The 20079-nt window shown below is 63.4% G+C and carries 16 protein-coding genes; 13 read left to right on the top strand and 3 right to left on the bottom strand.

What is annotated here, in order from left to right; genetic code table 11:
- Positions 1 to 5: 5 nt before the first annotated feature.
- The 10 genes from PL79_RS06435 to PL79_RS06480 all read left to right on the top strand — a co-directional run bounded on the left by PL79_RS06435 (position 6) and on the right by PL79_RS06480 (position 13234).
- Positions 6 to 1499: an HAL/PAL/TAL family ammonia-lyase gene (locus PL79_RS06435; RefSeq protein WP_044845494.1), complete on the top strand. Its 1494-nt coding sequence runs from the start codon at positions 6 to 8 to the stop codon at positions 1497 to 1499.
- A gap of 50 nt (positions 1500 to 1549) precedes the next feature.
- The gene (gene hutC / locus PL79_RS06440; RefSeq protein WP_044845495.1) at positions 1550 to 2305 is read left to right on the top strand and encodes a histidine utilization repressor; all 756 of its coding nucleotides are present in this window, start codon (positions 1550 to 1552) and stop codon (positions 2303 to 2305) included.
- A gap of 230 nt (positions 2306 to 2535) precedes the next feature.
- Positions 2536 to 6039: an adenylate/guanylate cyclase domain-containing protein gene (locus PL79_RS06445; RefSeq protein WP_044845496.1), complete on the top strand. Its 3504-nt coding sequence runs from the start codon at positions 2536 to 2538 to the stop codon at positions 6037 to 6039.
- A 93-nt stretch (positions 6040 to 6132) separates the two neighbouring features.
- The gene (locus PL79_RS06450) at positions 6133 to 7182 is read left to right on the top strand and encodes a patatin-like phospholipase family protein (protein WP_044845497.1); all 1050 of its coding nucleotides are present in this window, start codon (positions 6133 to 6135) and stop codon (positions 7180 to 7182) included.
- Between the two features lie 63 nt (positions 7183 to 7245).
- Positions 7246 to 7866, top strand: coding sequence for an HD domain-containing protein (locus PL79_RS06455; RefSeq protein WP_044845556.1), 621 nt, complete (start codon positions 7246 to 7248; stop codon positions 7864 to 7866).
- A 265-nt stretch (positions 7867 to 8131) separates the two neighbouring features.
- Entirely contained in the window at positions 8132 to 9031 is a 900-nt protein-coding gene (locus PL79_RS06460) for a LysR substrate-binding domain-containing protein (RefSeq protein WP_044845498.1), read from the top strand.
- 162 nt (positions 9032 to 9193) lie between these two features.
- Positions 9194 to 9943, top strand: coding sequence for an SDR family NAD(P)-dependent oxidoreductase (locus tag PL79_RS06465; protein WP_044845499.1), 750 nt, complete (start codon positions 9194 to 9196; stop codon positions 9941 to 9943).
- Positions 9944 to 10017: 74 nt separating this feature from the next.
- On the top strand, positions 10018 to 11343 hold the full coding sequence (locus PL79_RS06470) for an MFS transporter (protein ID WP_044845500.1): 1326 nt from the start codon (positions 10018 to 10020) through the stop codon (positions 11341 to 11343).
- Positions 11344 to 11393: 50 nt separating this feature from the next.
- Positions 11394 to 12239 carry a transketolase gene (locus PL79_RS06475; protein ID WP_044845501.1) on the top strand — a complete coding sequence of 282 codons (846 nt, stop codon included), beginning with the start codon at positions 11394 to 11396 and terminating at the stop codon, positions 12237 to 12239.
- Positions 12236 to 13234: a transketolase family protein gene (locus tag PL79_RS06480; protein WP_044845502.1), complete on the top strand. Its 999-nt coding sequence runs from the start codon at positions 12236 to 12238 to the stop codon at positions 13232 to 13234. The genes PL79_RS06475 and PL79_RS06480 overlap by 4 nt, the downstream gene beginning before the upstream one ends.
- 292 nt (positions 13235 to 13526) lie before the next feature.
- Here PL79_RS06480 and PL79_RS06485 read toward each other — a convergent pair whose 3' ends face one another.
- Complete coding sequence (locus PL79_RS06485; protein WP_044845503.1) at positions 13527 to 14468, bottom strand: LysR family transcriptional regulator; 942 nt, start codon at positions 14466 to 14468, stop codon at positions 13527 to 13529.
- 190 nt (positions 14469 to 14658) lie between these two features.
- Here PL79_RS06485 and PL79_RS06490 point away from each other — a divergent pair, with 190 nt between their 5' ends.
- A complete protein-coding gene (locus PL79_RS06490; RefSeq protein ID WP_044845504.1) occupies positions 14659 to 15708 on the top strand; it encodes an aromatic ring-hydroxylating dioxygenase subunit alpha in 1050 nt (349 codons plus the stop codon).
- The gene (locus PL79_RS06495; RefSeq protein ID WP_082088544.1) at positions 15705 to 16655 is read left to right on the top strand and encodes a PDR/VanB family oxidoreductase; all 951 of its coding nucleotides are present in this window, start codon (positions 15705 to 15707) and stop codon (positions 16653 to 16655) included. Before PL79_RS06490 ends, PL79_RS06495 begins: the two co-directional genes overlap by 4 nt.
- Positions 16656 to 17032: 377 nt before the next feature.
- On the opposite strand, the gene PL79_RS06500 is transcribed toward PL79_RS06495, so the two are convergent.
- Positions 17033 to 17629 (bottom strand): TetR/AcrR family transcriptional regulator, encoded by a 597-nt coding sequence (locus PL79_RS06500; RefSeq protein ID WP_082088546.1) that lies wholly within the window; start codon positions 17627 to 17629, stop codon positions 17033 to 17035.
- Positions 17630 to 17710: 81 nt separating this feature from the next.
- Here PL79_RS06500 and PL79_RS06505 point away from each other — a divergent pair, with 81 nt between their 5' ends.
- The gene (locus PL79_RS06505) at positions 17711 to 18874 is read left to right on the top strand and encodes a serine hydrolase domain-containing protein (RefSeq protein WP_044845508.1); all 1164 of its coding nucleotides are present in this window, start codon (positions 17711 to 17713) and stop codon (positions 18872 to 18874) included.
- 301 nt (positions 18875 to 19175) lie between these two features.
- On the opposite strand, the gene PL79_RS06510 is transcribed toward PL79_RS06505, so the two are convergent.
- Complete coding sequence (locus tag PL79_RS06510) at positions 19176 to 20075, bottom strand: SphA family protein (protein ID WP_044845509.1); 900 nt, start codon at positions 20073 to 20075, stop codon at positions 19176 to 19178.
- Between the last annotated feature and the right edge of the window lie 4 nt (positions 20076 to 20079).

The following is a 20079-nucleotide window of genomic DNA, read 5'->3' on the forward strand; positions in this document are numbered from 1 at the left end:
CTGCCATGACCGTATTCCGTGCGGCCCGGCCGCTCGACTGGCGACAGGTTGCGGCGGTGGCGGCCGGCGAGCCGCTGGCGCTGGCCGACGAGGCACGCGCGCGTGTCGTTGCCGCGCGCGAACTCGTCGACGAGATCGTCGCGCGCGGGATTCGCGCTTACGGCGTCAATACCGGCGTGGGCGCGCTGTGCGACGTGATCGTGTCGCCGGCACAGCAGAGCACGCTGTCGCGCAACATCCTGATGAGTCACGCGGTCGGCGTCGGCATGCCGCTCGGCGCAGCCGAAACGCGCGCGATCATCGCGGCCGCGATCAACAATTTCGCGCACGGGCATTCGGGCGTCCATGCCGACGTCGTCGACCAGCTCGTCGCGCTGCTCGAGCACGATTGCCTGCCGGAGGTGCCGGCGCACGGCTCGGTCGGCTATCTGACCCACATGGCGCACGTCGCGCTCGTCTGCATCGGGCACGGCCATGCGCGCCACCGCGGCGAACGCATCGGCGGCGCCGAGGCGCTGCGCCGCATCGGCCGCGAACCGCTCGTGCTCGGTGCGAAGGAAGGGTTGAGCCTGGTCAACGGCACGCCGTGCGTCACGGGGCTCGCCGCGCTCGCGCTGGCCCGCGCGGAACGGCTGCTCGACTGGGCCGACTGGATCGCGGCGGCGAGCTTCGAGAATCTCGGCGGGCAACTCGCCGCGTTCGACCCGGCCTCGCTCGCGTTGCGGATCTCGCCCGGCATCGGGCACGTCGGCGCGCGCTTGCGGACGATGCTGGCCGACAGCCCGATGCTCGCCGCGGCGAGCGGGCGGCATACGCAGGATCCGCTGAGCCTGCGCACGATTCCGCACGTGCACGGCGCGGCGCGCGACGTGTTCGCGGTCACGGCGGACGTCGTCGATCGCGAACTCGCGTCCGTCACCGACAATCCGATCGTCGCCGGTACGCGCGATGCGCCGGCCGTTCATTCGCAGGCGCATGCGGTCGGCGCGGGCATCGCGCTGGCGATGGACAGCCTCGCGGCCGCGATGGCGCAGGTGGCGGCCATCGCCGAGCGGCGGCTGGACCGTCTCGTCAATCCGCTCGTGAGCGGCCTGCCGGCGTTTCTCGCGGCGCCGGGCGGCACGTGTTCGGGCTTCATGATCGCGCAGTACACGGCGGTCGCGCTGGTCGCGCAGAATCAGCGGCTCGCGGCGCCGGCGAGCCTCGACGGCGGCATTACGTCGGGGCTGCAGGAAGATCACCTGTGTCATGCGACGCCGGCCGCGCTGAAGGCGCTCGACATCATCGAGAACGCGACGCGCGTGCTCGCGATCGAGCTGCTCGCCGCCGCGCAGGCATACGACTTGCAAGCGAACGAAACCGGGCGGGCCGCGTCGACCGACGCGCTGTGGCGGCACGTGCGCGAACGCGTACCGGCGTATCGCGACGACCGGCCGCTCGCGGACGACATCGCGATCGCGGCCGGCATCGTCGCGGGGGCGCCGCCGCCGTTGCAGTGACGACCGGCGACGACGGGCGGATCATCCATTATTCATTCGGTCGAGGGTGCATGAACGAGACGGAGCGACAACTTTCCGCACGACCGGCGAGGGCATCGGGCGAGGCCGTGCCGGCGCGCGCACTGCCGGCCTATCAACAGATCAAGCGCTACGTCGTCGAGCGGATCGCGAAGGGCGACTGGAAACCCGGCGGCGCGATCCCGACCGAGGCCGAGCTGGTCAAGGAATTCGGCGTGGCCCGGATGACGGTGTCGCGTGCGCTGCGCGAACTGACGAACGAACGCGTGCTGACCCGCATCCAGGGCGCCGGCACGTTCGTCGAGCGCCGGCATTACGAATCGACGGTCCTGGAGATCCGCAACATCGCGGACGAGATTGCGGAACGCGGTCATCGGCACAGCGCGCGCGTCGTGCTGATCGAGCGCAGCGTCGACCCGGATGCGATCGATGCGCTCGGGCTTCGCTCGGGGCCGGTGTTTCATTCGCGCATCGTGCATTTCGAGGAAGACGAGCCGATCCAGTTCGAGGATCGGTACGTCAATCCGGCGTTGTTTCCCGACTACCTGGAGCAGGATTTCACGATCGAGACGCCGAACCACTACATGGTGCGGCTCGCGCCGATCCAGCGCGCCGAGTTCCGGATCTATGCGGAGAAGCCCAATGCGCAGGTGCGCCGGCATCTCGTGATGGAAATCGGCGAGCCGTGCCTGGTGTTGAGGCGCCGCACCTGGGTCGGCGAGCACGTCGCGACGTCGGTCAGGCTGTGGCATCCGGCGTCGCGGTTTCACCTGGCGGGGAAGATGTAGGGACGCGGCGAGCGGCGCGGATCGAGCCGAGGCAATCGGCATGGATGTCCTGCGCGTCGGCGAATGATGCGGCCGCTGACTCGACCCTGCGCGTGACAATCGCGAAGAGCGCCCATCAAACCGTTCGTTCCTTCGCCCGTCGGCATGCGTACGCGCATTCACCGACCTGAATACCGGCAGAGAGTGGCGCATAATGTTTCGAGGTCGACCCTTGGCTGGAAGAGGGTTTTATGCGCTGCACAATTTGCGGATCGGAGAATCCTCCCGGTGCGGGGTTCTGCCAGGAATGTGGCGCCGTGCTGTCCCGCACCTGCCCGCAGTGCGGGCATGACGCAGCGCCGGCAGCCCGCTTCTGCAGCCATTGCGGAGCGCCGCTGGCGACACCTGCCGCCGCGGCGCCATTGTCCCGACCGTCGGCTCGAGCGCCGTCGCCCACCCCGATTCATTACACGCCCGATCATCTGGCCGAGCGCATCCGTGCCGAACACGCGGCGATGGAAGCGCGCGGCGAGCCCGCCGGCGAGCGCAAGACCGTTACCGCGCTGTTTGCCGACATGGCCGGGTCGACCGCGCTGATCCACGACCTCGATCCCGAAGTGGCGCATCGCCTGATCGTGCCGGTGGTCGAGCTGATGATGGAGGCGGTCCACTACTACGAAGGGTACGTCGCCAAATCGCTCGGCGACGGTATCCTCGCGCTGTTCGGCGCGCCGATCGCCCACGAGGACCACGCGCAGCGCGCGCTCTTCGCCGCATTGCGCATGCAGCAGGCGATGCGCCAGCATGGCGACCGGATTCGGCTGCAGGAAGGCATTCCTCTGCAGATTCGCGTCGGCGTGCATACGGGCGAGGTCGTCGTCCGCTCGATCCGCACCGACGACTTGCACACCGAATACGACCCGCTCGGGCATACGATCCACATCGCGTCGCGGATCGAGGGCATCGCCGCGCCCACGTCGATTCTCGTCAGCGAATCCACCCACAAGCTGGCCGAAGGCTATTTCGAGTTCAAAGCGCTCGGGGCCACGCAACTCAAGGGCATTCCCGCGCCGCTATGCGTCTACGAAGTGCTGGGGCTGGGTGCGTTGCGCACGCGCCTGCAGCTGGCGGCGCACCGGGGTCTCGCGCGGTTCGTCGGGCGCGAAACGGAACTGGAACACCTGAACCGGGCCCTGGAGACCATGCGGGCCGGGCACGGGCGCGTGGTCGGCGTGGTGGGCGAGGCCGGCGTCGGCAAGTCTCGTCTGTTCCATGAGTTCAAGGAGCGTTCACGGCGCGGCGCGCTGGTGCTGGAGACGTTTTCGGTATCGCACGGCAAGGCGTTTTCCAATTTGCCGTTGATCGAACTCCTGAAGAACTATTTCCAGATCACGCCGCAGGACGACGAGCGGCGCTGCCGGGAAAAGGTCATCGGCAAGGCGCTCGCGCTGGAGCGCGGTTTCGAGGACCTCGTGCCGTACGTCCTCTATCTGCTCGGCATCGGCGAGGGCGGCTCGGTGCTGGTCGAGATGGACCCGCAGATCCGGCGCGAGCGCACCTTCGACGCGATCAGGCAGCTGCTCGTGCGCGAGAGCCAGAATCAGCCGGTTCATTTGCTGTTCGAGGATCTGCAATGGCTGGACCGTGAAACGGAAGCATTCCTAAGCTACCTGATCGACCACGTGCCGGATGCACGCATCCTGCTGTTGGTGAACTACCGGCCCGAGTATCGGCCGGCGTGGGCCGGCGCGGTTCATTGCAGCAGGATCCGGCTCGAGCCGCTCGGCCCGTCCGATGCGCAGGGGCTGCTCACGGCGCTGCTCGGCGAGGATCGCACGCTCGTGCCGCTGAAGCAGCTCATTCTGGAGAAGACGGAGGGCAATCCGTTCTTCATGGAGGAAGTGGTCCAGACGCTCGTCGAAGAGAAGTCGCTGCTCGGTGAGGCCGGGCGCTATCGCATCGTGGAGACGCCGGCGACGCTGCATATCCCGACCACCGTGCAGGGCGTGCTGGCGGCCCGGATCGATCGGCTTCCCGTCGAGGAAAAGGAACTGCTGCAGGCGCTTGCCGTGATCGGCCACGAGTTTCCGTTCAGCCTGATCCGGCGCATCTGCGGCGAGGTGGCGGCGCGGGACGACGAACTGCGTCGCCTGCTCGCGCATCTGGAAGCCGCGGAGTTCATCTACGAACGGCCCGCCTTTCCCGAGGTCAATTATTCGTTCAAGCACGCGCTGACCCAGGAAGTGGCCGGGCGCTCGTTGCTCACGGAGCGGCGCACCGCGCTGCACGAGCGTACCGCGCAGGCGATCGAGGTGCTGTTCCCGACGCGCATCGCCGATTACTGCAGCGAACTCGCGCATCACTACGGTCAGAGCGGCAACATTCCGAAGGCGGTCGAATACCTGCATCGTGCGGCCCAGCAGGCGCTGCGCCATGCGGCTCATCACGATGCGATGAATCACCTCGGCGCGGCGCTTGCGTTGCTGAAGGGCTTGCCGGACACACCGATGCGCGCGCATTGGGAGCTGACGCTGCTGCTGTCCCTCGGGCCGGTCCTGATGGATGTGCGCGGGTATGGCGCGACGGAGGTGGGCGCCACCTATACGCGTGCGCTAGCGTTGTGCGAGCGCACGGGCGAGGTATCGCAACGCTTCGCGACGCAGCTGGGATTGCGGATGCACCACGTGGTGCGCGGCGAATATGCGCTCGCGACCGACCTGGGCCGGCAGATGCTCGGTACGGCCCGCGATGCGAACGACCCCGGCTTTCTCATCGAGGCCCATAGCGCGCTGGGTTCGTGCTTCTTCCTGCAGGGCGATTTCACGGCCGCCCGCACCCACCTGGAACAGGCGATCGCGATCTACGATCCGGAGCAGCATCAGGCCCACGTGTTCGCGCACGGGGTCGATCCGGGCATCCGGGCGCTCAGTTTCCTGGTGTTGACCCTGTGGATCCAGGGGTATCCCGACCAGGCGCTCAGGCGCAGCGTCGAAGCACTGGCGCTCGCACGGCACCTTTCCTATGGGCCGTCCCTGGCGTTCAGCCTGACCTACACGGCACACCTGCATCAGCTGCGGCGCGAGCCGACGCTTGCCGCCGAGCGCGCGGAAGCGGTCATTGCCGTATCGACCGAGCACGGCTTGCCGTACTGGCTCGCATGGGGGACGCTCCTGCGGGGCTGGGCGATGAGCGCGCAAGGCAACATCCGGGACGGCATCGCGCAGATGCGGCTGGGCCTCGATGCGCAGCGGGCCGCCGGCGGCGAAGACCAGCGGCCCTATTCCCTCGCGCTGCTCGCCGACAGTTACTGGCGCGCGGGCGACCGGCGGGCAGCGCTGGACCTGCTGAAAGAGGCGACGACGCTCGTCGAGCAAACCGGTGAGCACTGCTTCGAGGCCGAGCTGTACCGGCTCACGGGCGTCTATCTGGCCGGCGGGGCGAGCGAGCAGGAGGCCGTCGCGGCGAGCGAAGAGGGGGCCGTCGCGGCGTGCGACGAAGGGGCCGTCGCGGCGCGCGACGACAGGGCCGCCGGCTGCTTTCACCGGGCGATCGAGCGCGCGCGCCGCCAGGGTGCCCGAGCGCTGGAATTGCGGGCGGCGTCGGACCTTGCGCGGCTGTTGCAGCGGCAGGGGAAAATCGTGGAGGCGAGGCGAGCGCTGTCCGAGGTGCTCGCCTGCTTCACGGAAGGTTTCGATACAAGCGACCTGCGCGACGCGAAAGCGCTGCTGGATGCATTGGACGCGCGCGCAGGATGAATGGAACAACGGCGCACGGCGACGGATCGCGTGACGACGTGCGCTCGATGACCTGCCGCTGTTCCGCCTGCGCGGAGCGCCGAGGAGACGGGCATGGCAACCACGCACGCAAGACGCGGCAACGATGGCCCGCGCAAACCGATTGCGCTCGCGTTGCAGGGCGGCGGAATGCACGGCGCCTTCACCTGGGGCGTGCTCGACCGCATGCTCGAAGACGGCCGGCTCGACATCGAAGGCGTCAGTGCAACCAGCGCCGGCGCGATGAACGCCGCGGTACTCGCGTACGGGCTGCACAAGGGCGGCGCAGACGGCGCGCGTCAGGCACTGCACGACTTCTGGCACGCGGTCGCGCAATCGGCGGAGCGCTACAACCCGCTGCGCTGGATGCCCTGGCTGAAGGGCACGCACAGCTTCGGGCTCGATCATTCGCCGCTGTATGCGTTCGCCGACATGATGCTGCGGGTCTTTTCACCCTATCAGTTCAATCCGAACAACCTGAATCCGCTGCGCGAGGTGCTCGAAAGCCAGATCGATTTCGACGCGCTGCGCAAGCACTGTCCGATCCGGCTGTACGTGTGCGCGACCAACGTCGAGACGGGGAAGATCCGCCTGTTCACCGGAGCGGACCTCAGTGCCGACGCGGTGCTGGCGTCGGCATGCGTGCCGACCCTGTTCCAGGCGGTCTCGATCGACGGCGAGTACTACTGGGATGGCGGGTACATGGGGAATCCGGCCATCTATCCGCTCATCTACAACTGCGCGACGCGCGACGTCGTGATCGTGCACATCAATCCGCTCGTGCGTCGCGGCGTGCCGATCACGGCCGCGGAAATCCTCAACCGGATCAGCGAGATCAGTTTCAATTCGTCGCTGATGCGCGAGATGCGGGCGATCGCGTTCGTCACCGACCTGATCCAGCAAGGCACGATACAACGCGGCGAGATGAAGGAAATGCTGATTCATTCCATTCGCGCCGACGATGCGCTGTCCGCGCTGAGCGTATCGAGCAAGTACAACGCGGATTGGACATTTCTGAGCGAACTGCATGACCACGGGCGACGCGAAGCGGATGTGTGGCTCGCGCATCACTACGGAAACATCGGGCAGCGCTCGAGCATCGACATCCGCAGGGAATTTCTCTGAGCGCATCGCAGTCATGTCGGCATGGGGCGATTCCGCGCGGACGCCCCGGTCCAAGGAGCGAACGTGAACCGGATGCAGGCGCGGTTCGTCGCGTTGTGGTCGTGCAGCGGCGGGTCCCATGCCGAGGAGGTCTATCGCAGGCTCGCGCAATGCTATGCGGAGCCGGTGCGCCATTACCATACGCTCGTGCATGTCCGGCGATGCCTGCGTCATCTCGACCTGGCGCGCGACGCGATTCCCGCGCCGGACGCCGTCGAACTCGCGCTCTGGTTCCATGACGTGATTTTCGTGCCCGGCGCGAAGGACAACGAGCAGCGTAGCGCGGACTGGTTCCGGCACCAGGCCGGGGGGCGAATCCGCGCGTGCGACCCCGTCTGCGCGATGATCCTCGCGACGACCCACGCGGGCATTGCCGCGCAACCGGATACCCGCTTCGCGTGCGACATCGACTTGGCCGCGCTCGGCGCTTCCCGCAGCCGGTTTCGCGAAGACGGCCGGCGTTTGCGGGCAGAGCGTCCCGATCTCGACGACCGGGCCTACGATTTTCATGAGCGGACGATTCTGCGCGGGCTGCTCGTGCGTCCGCGCATCTATCTGACGGAATTCTTCTACACGCGCTGCGAGAGGCAGGCGCGCAGGAACCTGAGCTGGCGGCTGGGGTTGCCGGTTCCTGAACCGGAGTGACGACCCGTTGCGCCGGCGCAATGATCGATCGAAGCGGTGCCCGGGCGCCAGGGCAACCTGACCCGACAGGCCCGCCACGCGTGCGTCGCGCGCCTAGGGAACCGGTGCGCGCCCGCCGGTCGGGACCACGTTGCAGCGAACGGCGGCCCTCGGGCACTCTAGAATTGGCATGTAACGTATTGCAGTGGCCTGGCCCGGACAATGTTCCAGGTGTCGTTTCGATATCGCTTTGCCAGGCGATCTGCTCATTCCAACGGATACCAACATGCGCATCCCGCCGCTCAAGGCAATCATCGCGTTCGAAAGTGTCGCCCGGACCAAAAGCGTCAATCGTGCCGCGGAAGAACTGGGCCTGACCGCGTCCGCCGTGAGTCACCAGCTCAGCAACCTCGAATCGCAGATCGGCCAGCCGCTGTTCCAGCGATCAGGGCGCGGGCTCGTTCTCACGCCGACCGGCGAGCGCTATCTGGCGGACGTCACCGGCTCGCTGGCCGACCTGAGCCGCGCCACCGAGCGCGCATCGAGCCGCGCCGAGGTCGATATCCTGCGCGTGCATTCGAGCCCGAGCTTCGGGCTGATGTGGCTGTTGCCGCGGCTGTCGTCGTTTCAGGAAGCGAACGGCGATATCCAGCTGAACCTGGCGTGCTCTTACGAAAACGTGTCGTTCTCGAACGGCTTCTACGATATCGACGTCCGCCACGGCTACGGCAACTGGGACAACCTCGAGGTGAAGACGATGCGCGGCGAGTTCATCGCGCCGCTCGCGTCGCCGCAGTACCTCGAACGGCATCCGGTGAACGCGCCGGAAGACCTCCTCGCGCATCGGCTGATCTATTCCGAAACGCCGCTCGTGCAGTGGAAGCAGTGGTTCGGCCGGGCCGGCGTATCGCTCGCGGCCCGCAAGACCTTCGACTTTTCGTTCGACCGGTCGTACATGTCGCTCGAAACCGCCGCGCTCGGCCTCGGCATCGCGCTCGAAAGCCTGATGCTCGCGTCGGTGAAGATCCGCGAAGGCGCGCTGGTGCCCGTGTTCGACGAGACGCATGCGGTGGAAGTCGGTGCGCATCATCTCGTTTACCCGCGGCAGAACGCGGAACTGCCTCGCGTGAAACGCTTCCTTGCGTGGATCGAGCGGGAGGTCGCGGCGCAGCGCCGCGCGAACTGAACATCGCGCGTCCGGGCCGCGTGCAATATTGCGTTGCAGCACGCCGGAACGGCCCGCGCGGCGTCATCTGAAATTTTCTCAACCATGCCTGAGCGTTTCCGCGTTGATGCGGGTGTCCGTCGAGCCGACACTCTGCACACACATCAACACAGGAGACGAACGATGTTGCTCGACAACAGGACCATCATCGTGACCGGCGCGGCATCGCCGCGCGGTATCGGCAAGGCCACGGCCCGCACGCTGGCCGCCCAGGGCGCGCGCGTGGCGATTCTCGACCTGCGTCGCGAGGACGCCGAAGCGGCCGCCGCCGAGCTCGGGCCCGACCACCTCGGCCTGGCGTGCGACGTGACCGATCGCGACGCGTGCGTGGCCGCGGCTCGCGCGACGCTGGCGCGTTATGGCCGTATCGACGGCCTCGTGAACAACGCCGGCATCACGCAGCCGGTGCGCACGCTGGACATTTCCGGGCGCGACTTCGATGCGATCGTCGACGTGAACCTGCGCGGCACGCTGTACATGTCGCAGGCGGTGCTGCCGGCGATGAAGGAGCAGCGCGGCGGCAGCATCGTGTGCATGTCGTCGGTGTCCGCGCAGCGCGGCGGCGGCATCTTCGGCGGCCCGCACTACAGCGCCGCGAAGGCCGGCGTGCTCGGCCTCGCGAAGGCGATGGCGCGCGAATTCGGGGCCGACCGTATCCGCGTCAATTCGATCACACCGGGCCTGATTCAGACCGACATCACCGGCGACAAGCTGACGCCCGACATGCGCGAGGAGATCGTCAAGGGCATTCCGCTCGGCCGCCTCGGCGAGGCCGCCGATGTCGCCAATGCGTGCCTGTTCCTGCTGAGCGACCTGTCGAGCTACCTGACGGGCATCACGCTGGACGTCAACGGCGGGATGCTGATTCACTGAGAACGGTGCCGCGACACGCGCGGCGCCGACCATCATGCACCCGGGACGACCCGGGGCCATGGCAGGAGACAAAGATGAGAGCAAAGTACCCCGCCTCGCCGGTTCAGGGCGAGATGCTGCAACGGGACGATGCGCAGACGTTCGAAGCGGCGACCTATGCGAAGGTCGCGCGACGGCTGATCCCGTTCCTGATGTTGTGCTATCTCGGTGCGTATCTCGACCGGGTCAACGTCGGCTTCGCGAAACTGCAGATGCTCAACGACTTGCGTTTCAGCGAGACCGTGTACGGGATGGGCGCAGGCATTTTCTTTCTCGGCTACTTTCTGTTCGAAGTACCGAGCAACCTGATCCTGCATCGCGTCGGCGCGCGCCGCTGGCTCGCGCGCATCATGCTGACGTGGGCCGTGATTTCCGCGAGCTTCGTGTTCGTGAAGTCACCTGCCGCGTTCTACGTGCTGCGGTTTCTGCTCGGCGTCGCCGAAGCGGGCTTCGCGCCGGGCGTGATCCTGTACCTCACCTACTGGTTCCCGTCGGCACGTCGTGCCAAGGCACTGTCGCTGTTCTTCATGGCGATTCCGCTCGCGGGGATCATTGGCGGCCCGCTGTCGGGCGCGATCATGCATTCGCTGCACGGCGCGATGTCGATGGCGGGCTGGAAGTGGCTGTTCCTGCTCGAGGCGTTGCCTTCGTTCGTGCTGGGCTTTGCGATCCTGCTGTATCTCGATGACGGCATTGCCGGCGCGAAATGGCTGACCGATGCCGAAAAAGCCTTGCTGGCGCGCAACGTGTCGGCCGACGCCGAGCACACGACCGCCCACCTGTCGATTCGCGCATTCGTCGCCGACCGCCGCTTATGGCTGATGGCCGCGATCTACTTCTGCGTCGTGCTCGGGCAGTACGGGCTCACGTTCTGGCTGCCCACGATCATTCGCAAGGCCGGCGTCGCCGATCCGCTGTGGGTCGGCCTGTTCACCGCGATTCCGTATGCGTGCGCGATCGTCGCGCTGCCGCTGATCGGCATGAGCGCGGATCGCCGCCGCGAGCGCCGCTTCCATCTCGCGGTGCCGATGCTGATCGCGGCGGCGGGCTTCGCGACGTTGCCGATGCTCGGCAGCGTCAGCGCGTCGATCGTGTGCCTGAGCATTGCGTCCGCCGGCATTCTGGCGTCGTCGTCGCAGTTCTGGTCGCTGCCCACGGCGCTGCTCGGCGGGATGTCGGCGGCGGCGGGCATCGCCGCGGTCAACTGCTTTGCCAATCTCGCGGGCTTCTTCTCGCCGGCGATCGTCGGCTGGCTGAACGACCTGACCGGCAAGTCGACTGCGGGACTCCTCTTCATCTCCGTCGCGATTACGATCGGCGCGCTGCTGGTGTTCCTCGTGCCGCGCTCTGTCAATCGCTGATCACCGCCGATTCGACCTGCATGTCTTCCGATCCAATACTGGAGCCAACGATGGATACCGAAACCATTCATGAAGCGGTCACGCTCGCCGAGCGCGCGTACCGCATCCGCAGAAACGCTGTTCTGATGGGCGAAGTCCAGGGCCAGGGCTATGTCGGCCAGGCGCTCGACATTGCCGACGTGCTCGCCGTCGCGTATTTCGGCGCGATGCGCTATCGCCCCGACGATCCCGAGTGGGAAGGGCGCGACCGCTTCCTGCTGTCGAACGGCCACTATGCGATCGCGCTGTACGCGGCGCTGTTCGAAGCCGGCATCCTGCCGGCCGAGGAGCTCGAAACCTACGGCAGCGACGACAGCCGTTTGCCGATGTCGGGGATGGCGAGCTACACGCCCGGCATGGAGATGTCCGGCGGTTCGCTCGGCCAGGGCCTGACGATCGCGGTCGGCCGTTGTCTCGGGCTCAAGCGCAACGGCTCGGACGCATTCGTCTATACGCTGTTCTCGGACGGCGAGCTCGACGAAGGCGCGATCTGGGAAGGGCTGATGTCGGCCGCGCACTGGAAGCTCGACAACCTGATCGCGATCGTCGACGTGAACAACCAGCAGGCCGATGGCCCGTCGACGCAAGTCATGGCGTTCGAGCCTCTGGTCGACAAGCTCGAAGCATTCGGCTGGTATACGCAGCGAGTCGACGGCAACGATATCGACGCGGTAAAGCGCGCGTTCGACAACGCGCGCCGACATGACAAGCCGCAGCCGCGGATCATCGTCTGCGACACGAAGATGGGGTGCGGCGTGCCGTTCCTCGAAGCACGCGAGAAGAGCCATTTCATTCGCGTCGATGCGCACGAGTGGAAGCTCGCGCTCGACGCACTCGAAGCAGGGAGACACGCATGAGCACCGTCGACAACAAGCCGCGCCTGAAGACTTCCGCGATGATCGCGTCCATCGCGGCCGAGGGGCAGGCGACCCGCGCCGCGCCGTTCGGCCATGCGCTCGCGAAGCTCGCGCGCACGAACGGCAACGTGATCGGCATGACGGCCGATCTCGGCAAGTACACCGACCTGCACATTTTCGCGAAGGAATTTCCCGAGCGTTACTACCAGATGGGCATGGCCGAGCAGTTGCTGATGGGCGCGGCCGCCGGGTTCGCGCACGAAGGGGCGCAGCCGTTCGTCACGACCTATGCGGTATTCGCGACGCGCCGCGCGTACGACTTCATCCATCAGGCGATCGCCGAGGACAATCTCGATGTGAAGCTGGTGTGTGCATTGCCGGGCCTCACGACCGGTTACGGGCCGAGCCATCAGGCGGCCGAGGATCTGGCGCTGATGCGCGCGATGCCGAACATGACCGTGATCGATCCGTGCGACGCGCTGGACATCGAGCAGATGGTGCCGGCGATTGCCGCGCACAAGGGGCCGGTGTACGCGCGCCTGCTGCGCGGCAACGTACCGGCCGTGCTCGACGAATACGATTATCGTTTCGAACTCGGCAAGGCGAAGCTGCTGCGCGACGGCAACGACGTGCTGCTGATCTCGTCCGGGATCATGACGATGCGTTCGCTCGAGGTCGCGAAGGCGCTTGACGCCGACCGCATCGATGCAGCCGTGCTGCACGTCCCGACGATCAAGCCGCTCGATACGGCGACCATCGTTCGGGAGGCGTCGCGCAAGGGGCGCATGGTGATCGTCGCCGAGAACCATACGGTGATCGGCGGGCTCGGCGAAGCGGTGGCGACTGCGTTGCTCGGGGCCGGCGTTGCCGTGCCGTTCCGGCAGATCGCGCTGCCCGATGCGTACCTCGCCGCGGGCGCATTGCCGACGCTGCACGATCGTTACGGGATCTCCGCCAGCGCGATGCGGGCGAATATCAGGTCATGGGTCGAATGAAGGCTTGAAATATGGATGGGCCGCGAAAGCGGTATGCACGGTGGTGACGTTACTGTGGTCACTTCCAAACTACTGCTTAGCGGCACATTGTCGCGCCAGTTTACGAAGGCGACGACAAGGAACGCTTGGGTCTGCATCTTATCCGCGAAGACCATCTATTGATCGTGATGCCTCTATTCCCCGTGCGGGAGCACGGGAACGGGCGCTCGCAAACTGCGCTAGTTGGGCAAGCTACACGTACTGGACCCTATCTGGATGTCCCATGCAATTCAATCAAATGCCTTTTCATACGCTAATTTGCCGTATCAGGCAGGTTCGGATAGTGGTCAAACGTTTCCTTGATGATCTGTCGTAACCAGATATTTGCTGCATCGTGGTGGAACCGCGGATGCCAATGCTGTCGCAATGCAAACGGCGGCAAAGGGACCGGGGGCGGAACAATGCGCACCGTGCCGAGTTTGGCGAAAACATTGCCCAACTCCAGCGGGACATTGGCGATTAGCTCGGGATGGGCATCAATGAGGTGAGGCACCGCGAGGAAATGCGGAGTCGTGAGATAGACGTGGCGTTTGATGCCGTAGTCATCGAAGGCGCGATCATAGGCCTCGCTTGCTCGCCCGGTAAGCGAGACGACGATCTGCGGCATGTTTTCGAATTGTGCCTTCGTGATTGCTTTGCCAATGGCCCTGTTGTGGACGCTGACCATGGTGACAAACGTGTGCAGAAACAACTGTTGCTGAAACAGGTTTTCTGGTGCGACGTGGATGGAGCCGAGTGCCAGATCGGCTTCTCCCGATGCCAAAGTCGCTTCGATTTCCTCTAGCGGGATTTGCAATGATCGTATCGAGCAATGAGGCGCAGCTTTGCGCAGACGCCTGATGAGTGGTGGAAGGAAAACCAACTCACCCATATCGGTCATACATAAGACAAAAGCACGCCGGGAAGTCGACGGATCGAACCGTGCCTGCGAGACAACATTTTGGCGCAGGGCAGTCATGATCTCGCCGATCGACGCGCCGATTAATTCCGCTTTTGCGGTGGGGGTCATCCCACCTGAGGTCTTGACGAACAGCGGATCTTCAAAAAACGTCCTCAATCTATTTAGTGCATGGCTCATCGCGCCTTGGGAGAGCCCAACCTCCACGGCCGCGCGCGTAACGCTGCGCTCGCGCTGAAGTGCGTCGAAGACTACGAGGAGATTGAGATCGAGATCGCGAATATGCACCGAATGCATCTCCCGTATGCGTGGCATTGTATTGACGCATGATCGTCGTCAACCTACCTTGTGGTCAAGCGCGAATATCGGTGCAAGGTCAAACATCCCCGTGTCTAGCGGGATCAGAGAAGACCGGCGTCAAGGCTTATTTCTGACCGCCGGCCGATGTGGCGCTTACGCGCCACATCTCACTAATAGGAGACGTCACATGTTTATCAAGAACACTTGGTACGTCGCGGCGTGGTCGCACGAAATCGAGGGATCGGACATTCTCGCGCGAACCATCATTAGTCAGCCGGTCATGCTCTACCGGAAGGAGGATGGTGAGATCGTCGCCCTACAGGATCGGTGTTGTCATCGAGGTGCGCCGCTTTCTTTGGGGCGTAGAGAAGGCGATTGTGTGCGATGCATGTATCACGGGTTGAAGTTTGACAGCCAAGGCGCGTGTATCGAGGCTCCCGCGCAGGAGCGCATTCCACCGCAAGCAAAGGTCAAAAGTTTTCCTGTCGTAGAACGTCATCGCTGGATCTGGATTTGGATGGGCGACCCAGCCCTCGCAGATCCTTCGACAATTCCCGATACTCATTGGTTGGACGATCCCGACTGGCGTGGATTGCCAGGATATATCCACTACCACGTCAACTACCTTCTCATCGCCGACAACCTGCTCGATTTTTCTCACTTACCGTATGTGCATCCGACGACACTTGGCGGCGGGGAAGACTATGCGAAGGTTCAACCGAAAGTGGAGAGAGTCAAGGATGGCGTACTGATTACGCGTTGGACGATCAATACAGAGCCGCCACCGTTCGCGAAGGCAGTGCAGGACTGGTCCGGGAATGTGGATCGGTGGAATATCTATGAATTCACGATACCTGCAATTCTGCGCATGGATTCGGGGATGGCCCCTACTGGTACCGGCGCGCAAGAAGGAGTACGAATTGGCGCCATCGAGTTCAGAGGCTGTCAAGCGTTGACGCCGGAAACGGAAAATTCGACGCACTACTTCTTCTCGCATCCGCACAACTTTGCGCTCGACCAAGCGGAGATCACGCGATCAATCCACCAAGCGGTTGTGGACGCATTCGACGAAGACCGCGACATCATTACTGCGCAGCAACAGAATCTGGTCCTCGACCCGTCCTTCAAAATGATGGCGTTCGGCATCGATGGCGCGCTCTCCCAGTTCCGATGGGCTGTTACGCAGCGTCTCGAACAGGAGCAAAAAGCTGGCGACGTCGCTGGAGTGCAACCATGATCGAGGTGGTCGTTACCCGGGTCACGCGACTCGCCGAGGGAATTGTCGGTGTTGAACTGCGAAAAGGAAATCGAGAGGCGCTGCCCAACTTCGAACCTGGGGCGCATATTGATGTGCATCTTCCGGGGGGGATCGTACGTCAGTACTCCCTCTGCAATACTCCAACAGACCTGACGCGATATTGCCTCGGTGTGAGCAGAAGCGCGACGTCTCGGGGGGGCTCTGCGTACATCCACGATTCGCTTCAGGTCGGAGACACACTCGTGATTGGTGAACCTCGTTCACTGTTCGCCATGTCAAGCGATGCGATGCACCACAATTTTATCGCTGGCGGGATTGGTATAACGCCGATTTTGAGCATGATTCGGGCGTGCATCGAAAACGGCTTCCCGTGGCGGCTCACCTACTGTGTGCGATCTCGGAATCACGCGGCGTATCTTGAGGAGATCCTGTCACTGAACGGCGACGTTCATCTTCATGTCGATGATGAGGTGGCCGAGCATGTAAACGTTGGCGCAGTACTCAGCCGGATCCGACCTGCGGAGCACATCTATTGCTGTGGCCCAGAAGGCCTGATGGCCGCGGTCGAGGCTCAAGGGAAGTCGCTCGAGCTGGAGCCGTCGCGGGTACATTTCGAGCGCTTCGGGGCTGCAATGGGCCCACAGGCTTTGATGGAAGGGAGCAGTTTTACGGTTGTCCTCGCTCGCACAGGCAGGCGATATCTTGTCGAGTCGGGTGAGTCCATTCTTGAATGCCTGGAGCGAAATGGCGTTGCGCCGCCGTTTGCCTGCCGGGAAGGGCTCTGCCGTAGCTGTGAAGTGCCCCTGATATCGGGTGAGGTGGAGCATCGAGACTACGTGCTCAGCACGGAGGAGCAGCGCGCGGGCCAGTCGCTGATGATCTGTGTTTCCAGAGCGCGTACACCCGAAATCGCTATCGATCTTTGAAATGCCCGTATGAACTGCGGTGGACTTCTTTGTCTGGCCAGGCAGTAAGCCTCGCGTTGATATTGTCGGAATCCAGCTAGCCTCGACGGGTGCCGGCGGGAAGTTGATAGCGATGCGCGACTCGGTGCCGATGTTCGTTGTAAGACTGCCGCCGGCGTTTGATGAGTACCATTGTCTCCACGCGGCCGAAGAACCATTCGCAGTTCAGCAATTCGTCGAGAGCTTGCCGTAGAACCTTCGTCGAACCCGTTTTGCCACGGACCACCCGGCGCGATAAAGGCCGGGCGGATTGTGGCATCTTTCAGGCAGCGCATGGAGTTGGCAGTGGAGTTTTACATTGTTCCGTTGCCCAAGGGCATCGGTCCGATCATCTTCTACTACCGTTTCGCAAGTTGATAGCTATGCTGCTTGAGCAGGGGCAAGCAGATATCATCGACAACGGCCGGCACATCGACGGATTCAGCGCCGCCGAAAAGTACCGCTTGGCGCAGCATCGTGAACGGGAGGATAGCCACATGGCTGGGGATGGGGTGCTCTCCCAATTCGCCACGCTCCTTTGCGCGCTTTATTATGGATCCGCTTATGTTGCTTTCCGCGCCGGCTAGAACTTCGCGGAACTGATTTAGCAAACCATCATCCAGTTCACCGACCAGGGCTCGATAGTTCTGCGTGCCCACTGCGACCGCAGCACTGCGTGCTCCCTCAATCCAGGCGATCAAGTCACCCCTCAGACTTCCTGTGTTGGGAGGTGGTGCGGCTCGCGGCAGTCGCGTCAACGCCGTTAGCACCATGCTTGCGCGTGTTGCGTAGCGGCGGTAGAGCACTGGCTTGCTGGTGCCCGCGCGCCTGGCTACCCCATCATAAGTCACACCGGCATATCCCTTTTCCCGAAGTTCAGCCAAGGTAGCGGCTGCGATGGCCGAGTCCACCTCGATGTTGGTACGTCGTGGGCGCCGAGCGGCGATCGTGCGCATATCAATAAGTACGTTGCGTTTCTAAAAGGGGGATAGTAACATCAACCCCAATAGATCCTAACCGTATCTAAAGGTGCACTCATGGCAGACTCGGGTTTGCGTATCGACGCAGACGCATTCGTTCGTTTGGACTCCTATATCCAGAAGGACATCCAAGACGGGCGCAATTTTGGCGCTTCCCTATTAGTCGCTCGCAGTGGCGAGGTTGTACACCGCCGGACCTTCGGCACCGTCGCACCGGGGCGAGCCGCTGCCGACGACGACCGGTACCTATTGATGTCAATGAGCAAAGCCTTTACGGCGACGATGGTCCTTAAAGCCGTTGACGAAGGACGTTTCCAGCTGGACACTCGCGTTGCAGACTTGGTGCCCGGGTTTGGCGTTGCGGGCAAGCAAAACGCCACTGTCCGTCAACTCCTGATTCATACGTCTGGCTTGCCATTCGGGCTTGTTCCGCCTCCCTTGGGTTTGGAGAAAGCTGGCGACCTTGTGGCGAAATCAACGGCAATTTGTGCCATACCCGCCGCGTACGAACCGGGCACACGTTGCCTATATACTTCCGGGCTCGGATTTGACCTCTCCGGCCAGATTCTCGTCAATACCGATCCGCACGGGCGGGGATTTCGCCAAATCATGGCTGAGGATCTCTTCGCACCATTGGGCATGTCCGATACCAGCTTTGGGCTACCTGTCAATGACAGTCGTCGTGTGCCGGTCAGCTTCACCGAGAAGAACTTCGGTCCAACATCAGCTGCGCTGGCGCATCTGTTCAACAGCATCATGGGCGAGACTGCTGAGATTCCGTCTGGAAATGCTTACTCGACGATCGACGACTTGCTCAAATTCACTAATGTCTTCCGCGGGCGCGGCACTGCGAGGGACCAACGTGTCTTGTCTCCCTCACTGTTCGAATATGCCCGCCGAAACCACACCGGTAAGCTCGTAAACGACGCATTGACGGCTGAGGTGCTCGCCAGGGGCCTTGGTCAATATCCTGCCAACTTCACCATGCTGGGGAGCTATGTCCGTGGCGAGGAACACATGCTTACACCGGTCGGTCAGACCGCCTCGCCGTCGAGCCTGGCCGCAGTAGGAGGGGCGTCCACTGGATTCATGGTCGATTTCGAACGGGACGTCACGGTGATTTTTTTGTCCGCTGGCTTCATCGAAGGGCTTCGCCATTTTGAACGGCTGCAGCATATTAACGACCTCGCGCTAGCAGCCTTCGACTTTCGAGAGAGTTGATGGGGGCAAATCCCGCGAGGATCGTTGTTGTTGATGGTTGGGCTTGTCCGACAGGCCGCTCCTGCCTTGCCATGATGATGTGCTAGCCGGATTGCAGCGATCGGCCGAGTGCGGCTGTAATGCATATCGGTCCATCGCCTGCGTTCCGGTGGCACGGCTGCGTGTATGTTGGCTTTCGATGTATGCGCCGGTTAGCGTCGGCCCGCGTTGTGATATCGCCAGGAGCGAGTCAACTATTGAATGTCTGGAGCGGCACCGCATCGCCGCGCCAGGTGCACGTCGCGAAGAACGACGCCGCAGCTTAAAACTTGTAGTATGCGTTCAACCAGAGCGCGCTACCGTAGGCCGCATTGCGCGCATAGATATGTTGTTGCCAGTGCAACATCATTCCCCACTTTTGTGTGCCATATCCGACCTGAGGACCTATCGTGATTTCGCGGGTTCGGTGGCCGTCGCCGAATGCTGCGTCACCGTTGATCTTGTCGTCGTTGAGCTGAGTATTCGCATATCCGCCGATGCCGACCAGCCATTGTTGATTGATGTGGTAGTTGACGCCGTAGTCGGCGGTCAGCTGGAGGCCGGACTGATAGTGCGTGGCCGAATTGACACTGCTGTATGCCAGATTTATTTTCGAGCTGATCTCGATTGGCTGCACAGGAAACCACGTGAACGAGTAGGCCAGGTAACCACTCGTGACATTGGTGCCAGGGTTGAACAGTCGGTCTGCACGATACGATCCGGTTGGCAGAACGACGTCAAGCTCCAGGGTCTGCAAATAGCTGGGTGATTGCCAGCCCAGCATAACGCCAAAGAGCGGGTCGCCGAACCCGCGGCCACCGCCCGCGATTCCGAACGACGGAAAATGCAGCGTGCCGTCGACGTAGGGAAGCGCTGCCTGTATTGCGAGATTGCCGCCAAAAACCGTTGGTTGCTCGAACACATGAACGACACGAAGGGCATGCGCCTGCAGGCCGCCGTTGGCGCCCGACGGATTCTTGTCACCGTTGCTGTCCCGTAACGACGTAATATTTTGGAACCGGTTATAGCTGTACAGATATGTCCCGGGTCCGCCGAGCAACCCGCTCATCACGGTCATGATCCCTTCGGGATAGCTGCTGGTGCCGTTCTCCAGCGCAAATGCCTGAGTCTGAGGTAGGCACGCGAGGACGAACGTAGCAGCGTAGATGCGTCGCTTGTACATGAGC

It is taken from the genome of Burkholderia sp. USMB20 (genome assembly GCF_000949135.2).
Taxonomy (GTDB): domain Bacteria; phylum Pseudomonadota; class Gammaproteobacteria; order Burkholderiales; family Burkholderiaceae; genus Burkholderia.

Excerpts from the sequence above, each read along its gene's own strand:
- PL79_RS06435 (WP_044845494.1), top strand. The coding sequence starts at position 6 with ATGACCGTATTCCGTGCGGCCCGGCCGCTCGACTGGCGACAGGTTGCG.
- hutC (WP_044845495.1), top strand. The coding sequence starts at position 1,550 with ATGAACGAGACGGAGCGACAACTTTCCGCACGACCGGCGAGGGCATCG.
- PL79_RS06445 (WP_044845496.1), top strand. The coding sequence starts at position 2,536 with ATGCGCTGCACAATTTGCGGATCGGAGAATCCTCCCGGTGCGGGGTTC.
- PL79_RS06450 (WP_044845497.1), top strand. The coding sequence starts at position 6,133 with ATGGCAACCACGCACGCAAGACGCGGCAACGATGGCCCGCGCAAACCG.
- PL79_RS06460 (WP_044845498.1), top strand. The coding sequence starts at position 8,132 with ATGCGCATCCCGCCGCTCAAGGCAATCATCGCGTTCGAAAGTGTCGCC.
- PL79_RS06465 (WP_044845499.1), top strand. The coding sequence starts at position 9,194 with ATGTTGCTCGACAACAGGACCATCATCGTGACCGGCGCGGCATCGCCG.
- PL79_RS06470 (WP_044845500.1), top strand. The coding sequence starts at position 10,018 with ATGAGAGCAAAGTACCCCGCCTCGCCGGTTCAGGGCGAGATGCTGCAA.
- PL79_RS06475 (WP_044845501.1), top strand. The coding sequence starts at position 11,394 with ATGGATACCGAAACCATTCATGAAGCGGTCACGCTCGCCGAGCGCGCG.
- PL79_RS06480 (WP_044845502.1), top strand. The coding sequence starts at position 12,236 with ATGAGCACCGTCGACAACAAGCCGCGCCTGAAGACTTCCGCGATGATC.
- PL79_RS06485 (WP_044845503.1), bottom strand. The coding sequence starts at position 14,468 with ATGCATTCGGTGCATATTCGCGATCTCGATCTCAATCTCCTCGTAGTC.
- PL79_RS06490 (WP_044845504.1), top strand. The coding sequence starts at position 14,659 with ATGTTTATCAAGAACACTTGGTACGTCGCGGCGTGGTCGCACGAAATC.
- PL79_RS06495 (WP_082088544.1), top strand. The coding sequence starts at position 15,705 with ATGATCGAGGTGGTCGTTACCCGGGTCACGCGACTCGCCGAGGGAATT.
- PL79_RS06500 (WP_082088546.1), bottom strand. The coding sequence starts at position 17,629 with ATGCGCACGATCGCCGCTCGGCGCCCACGACGTACCAACATCGAGGTG.
- PL79_RS06505 (WP_044845508.1), top strand. The coding sequence starts at position 17,711 with ATGGCAGACTCGGGTTTGCGTATCGACGCAGACGCATTCGTTCGTTTG.
- PL79_RS06510 (WP_044845509.1), bottom strand. The coding sequence starts at position 20,075 with ATGTACAAGCGACGCATCTACGCTGCTACGTTCGTCCTCGCGTGCCTA.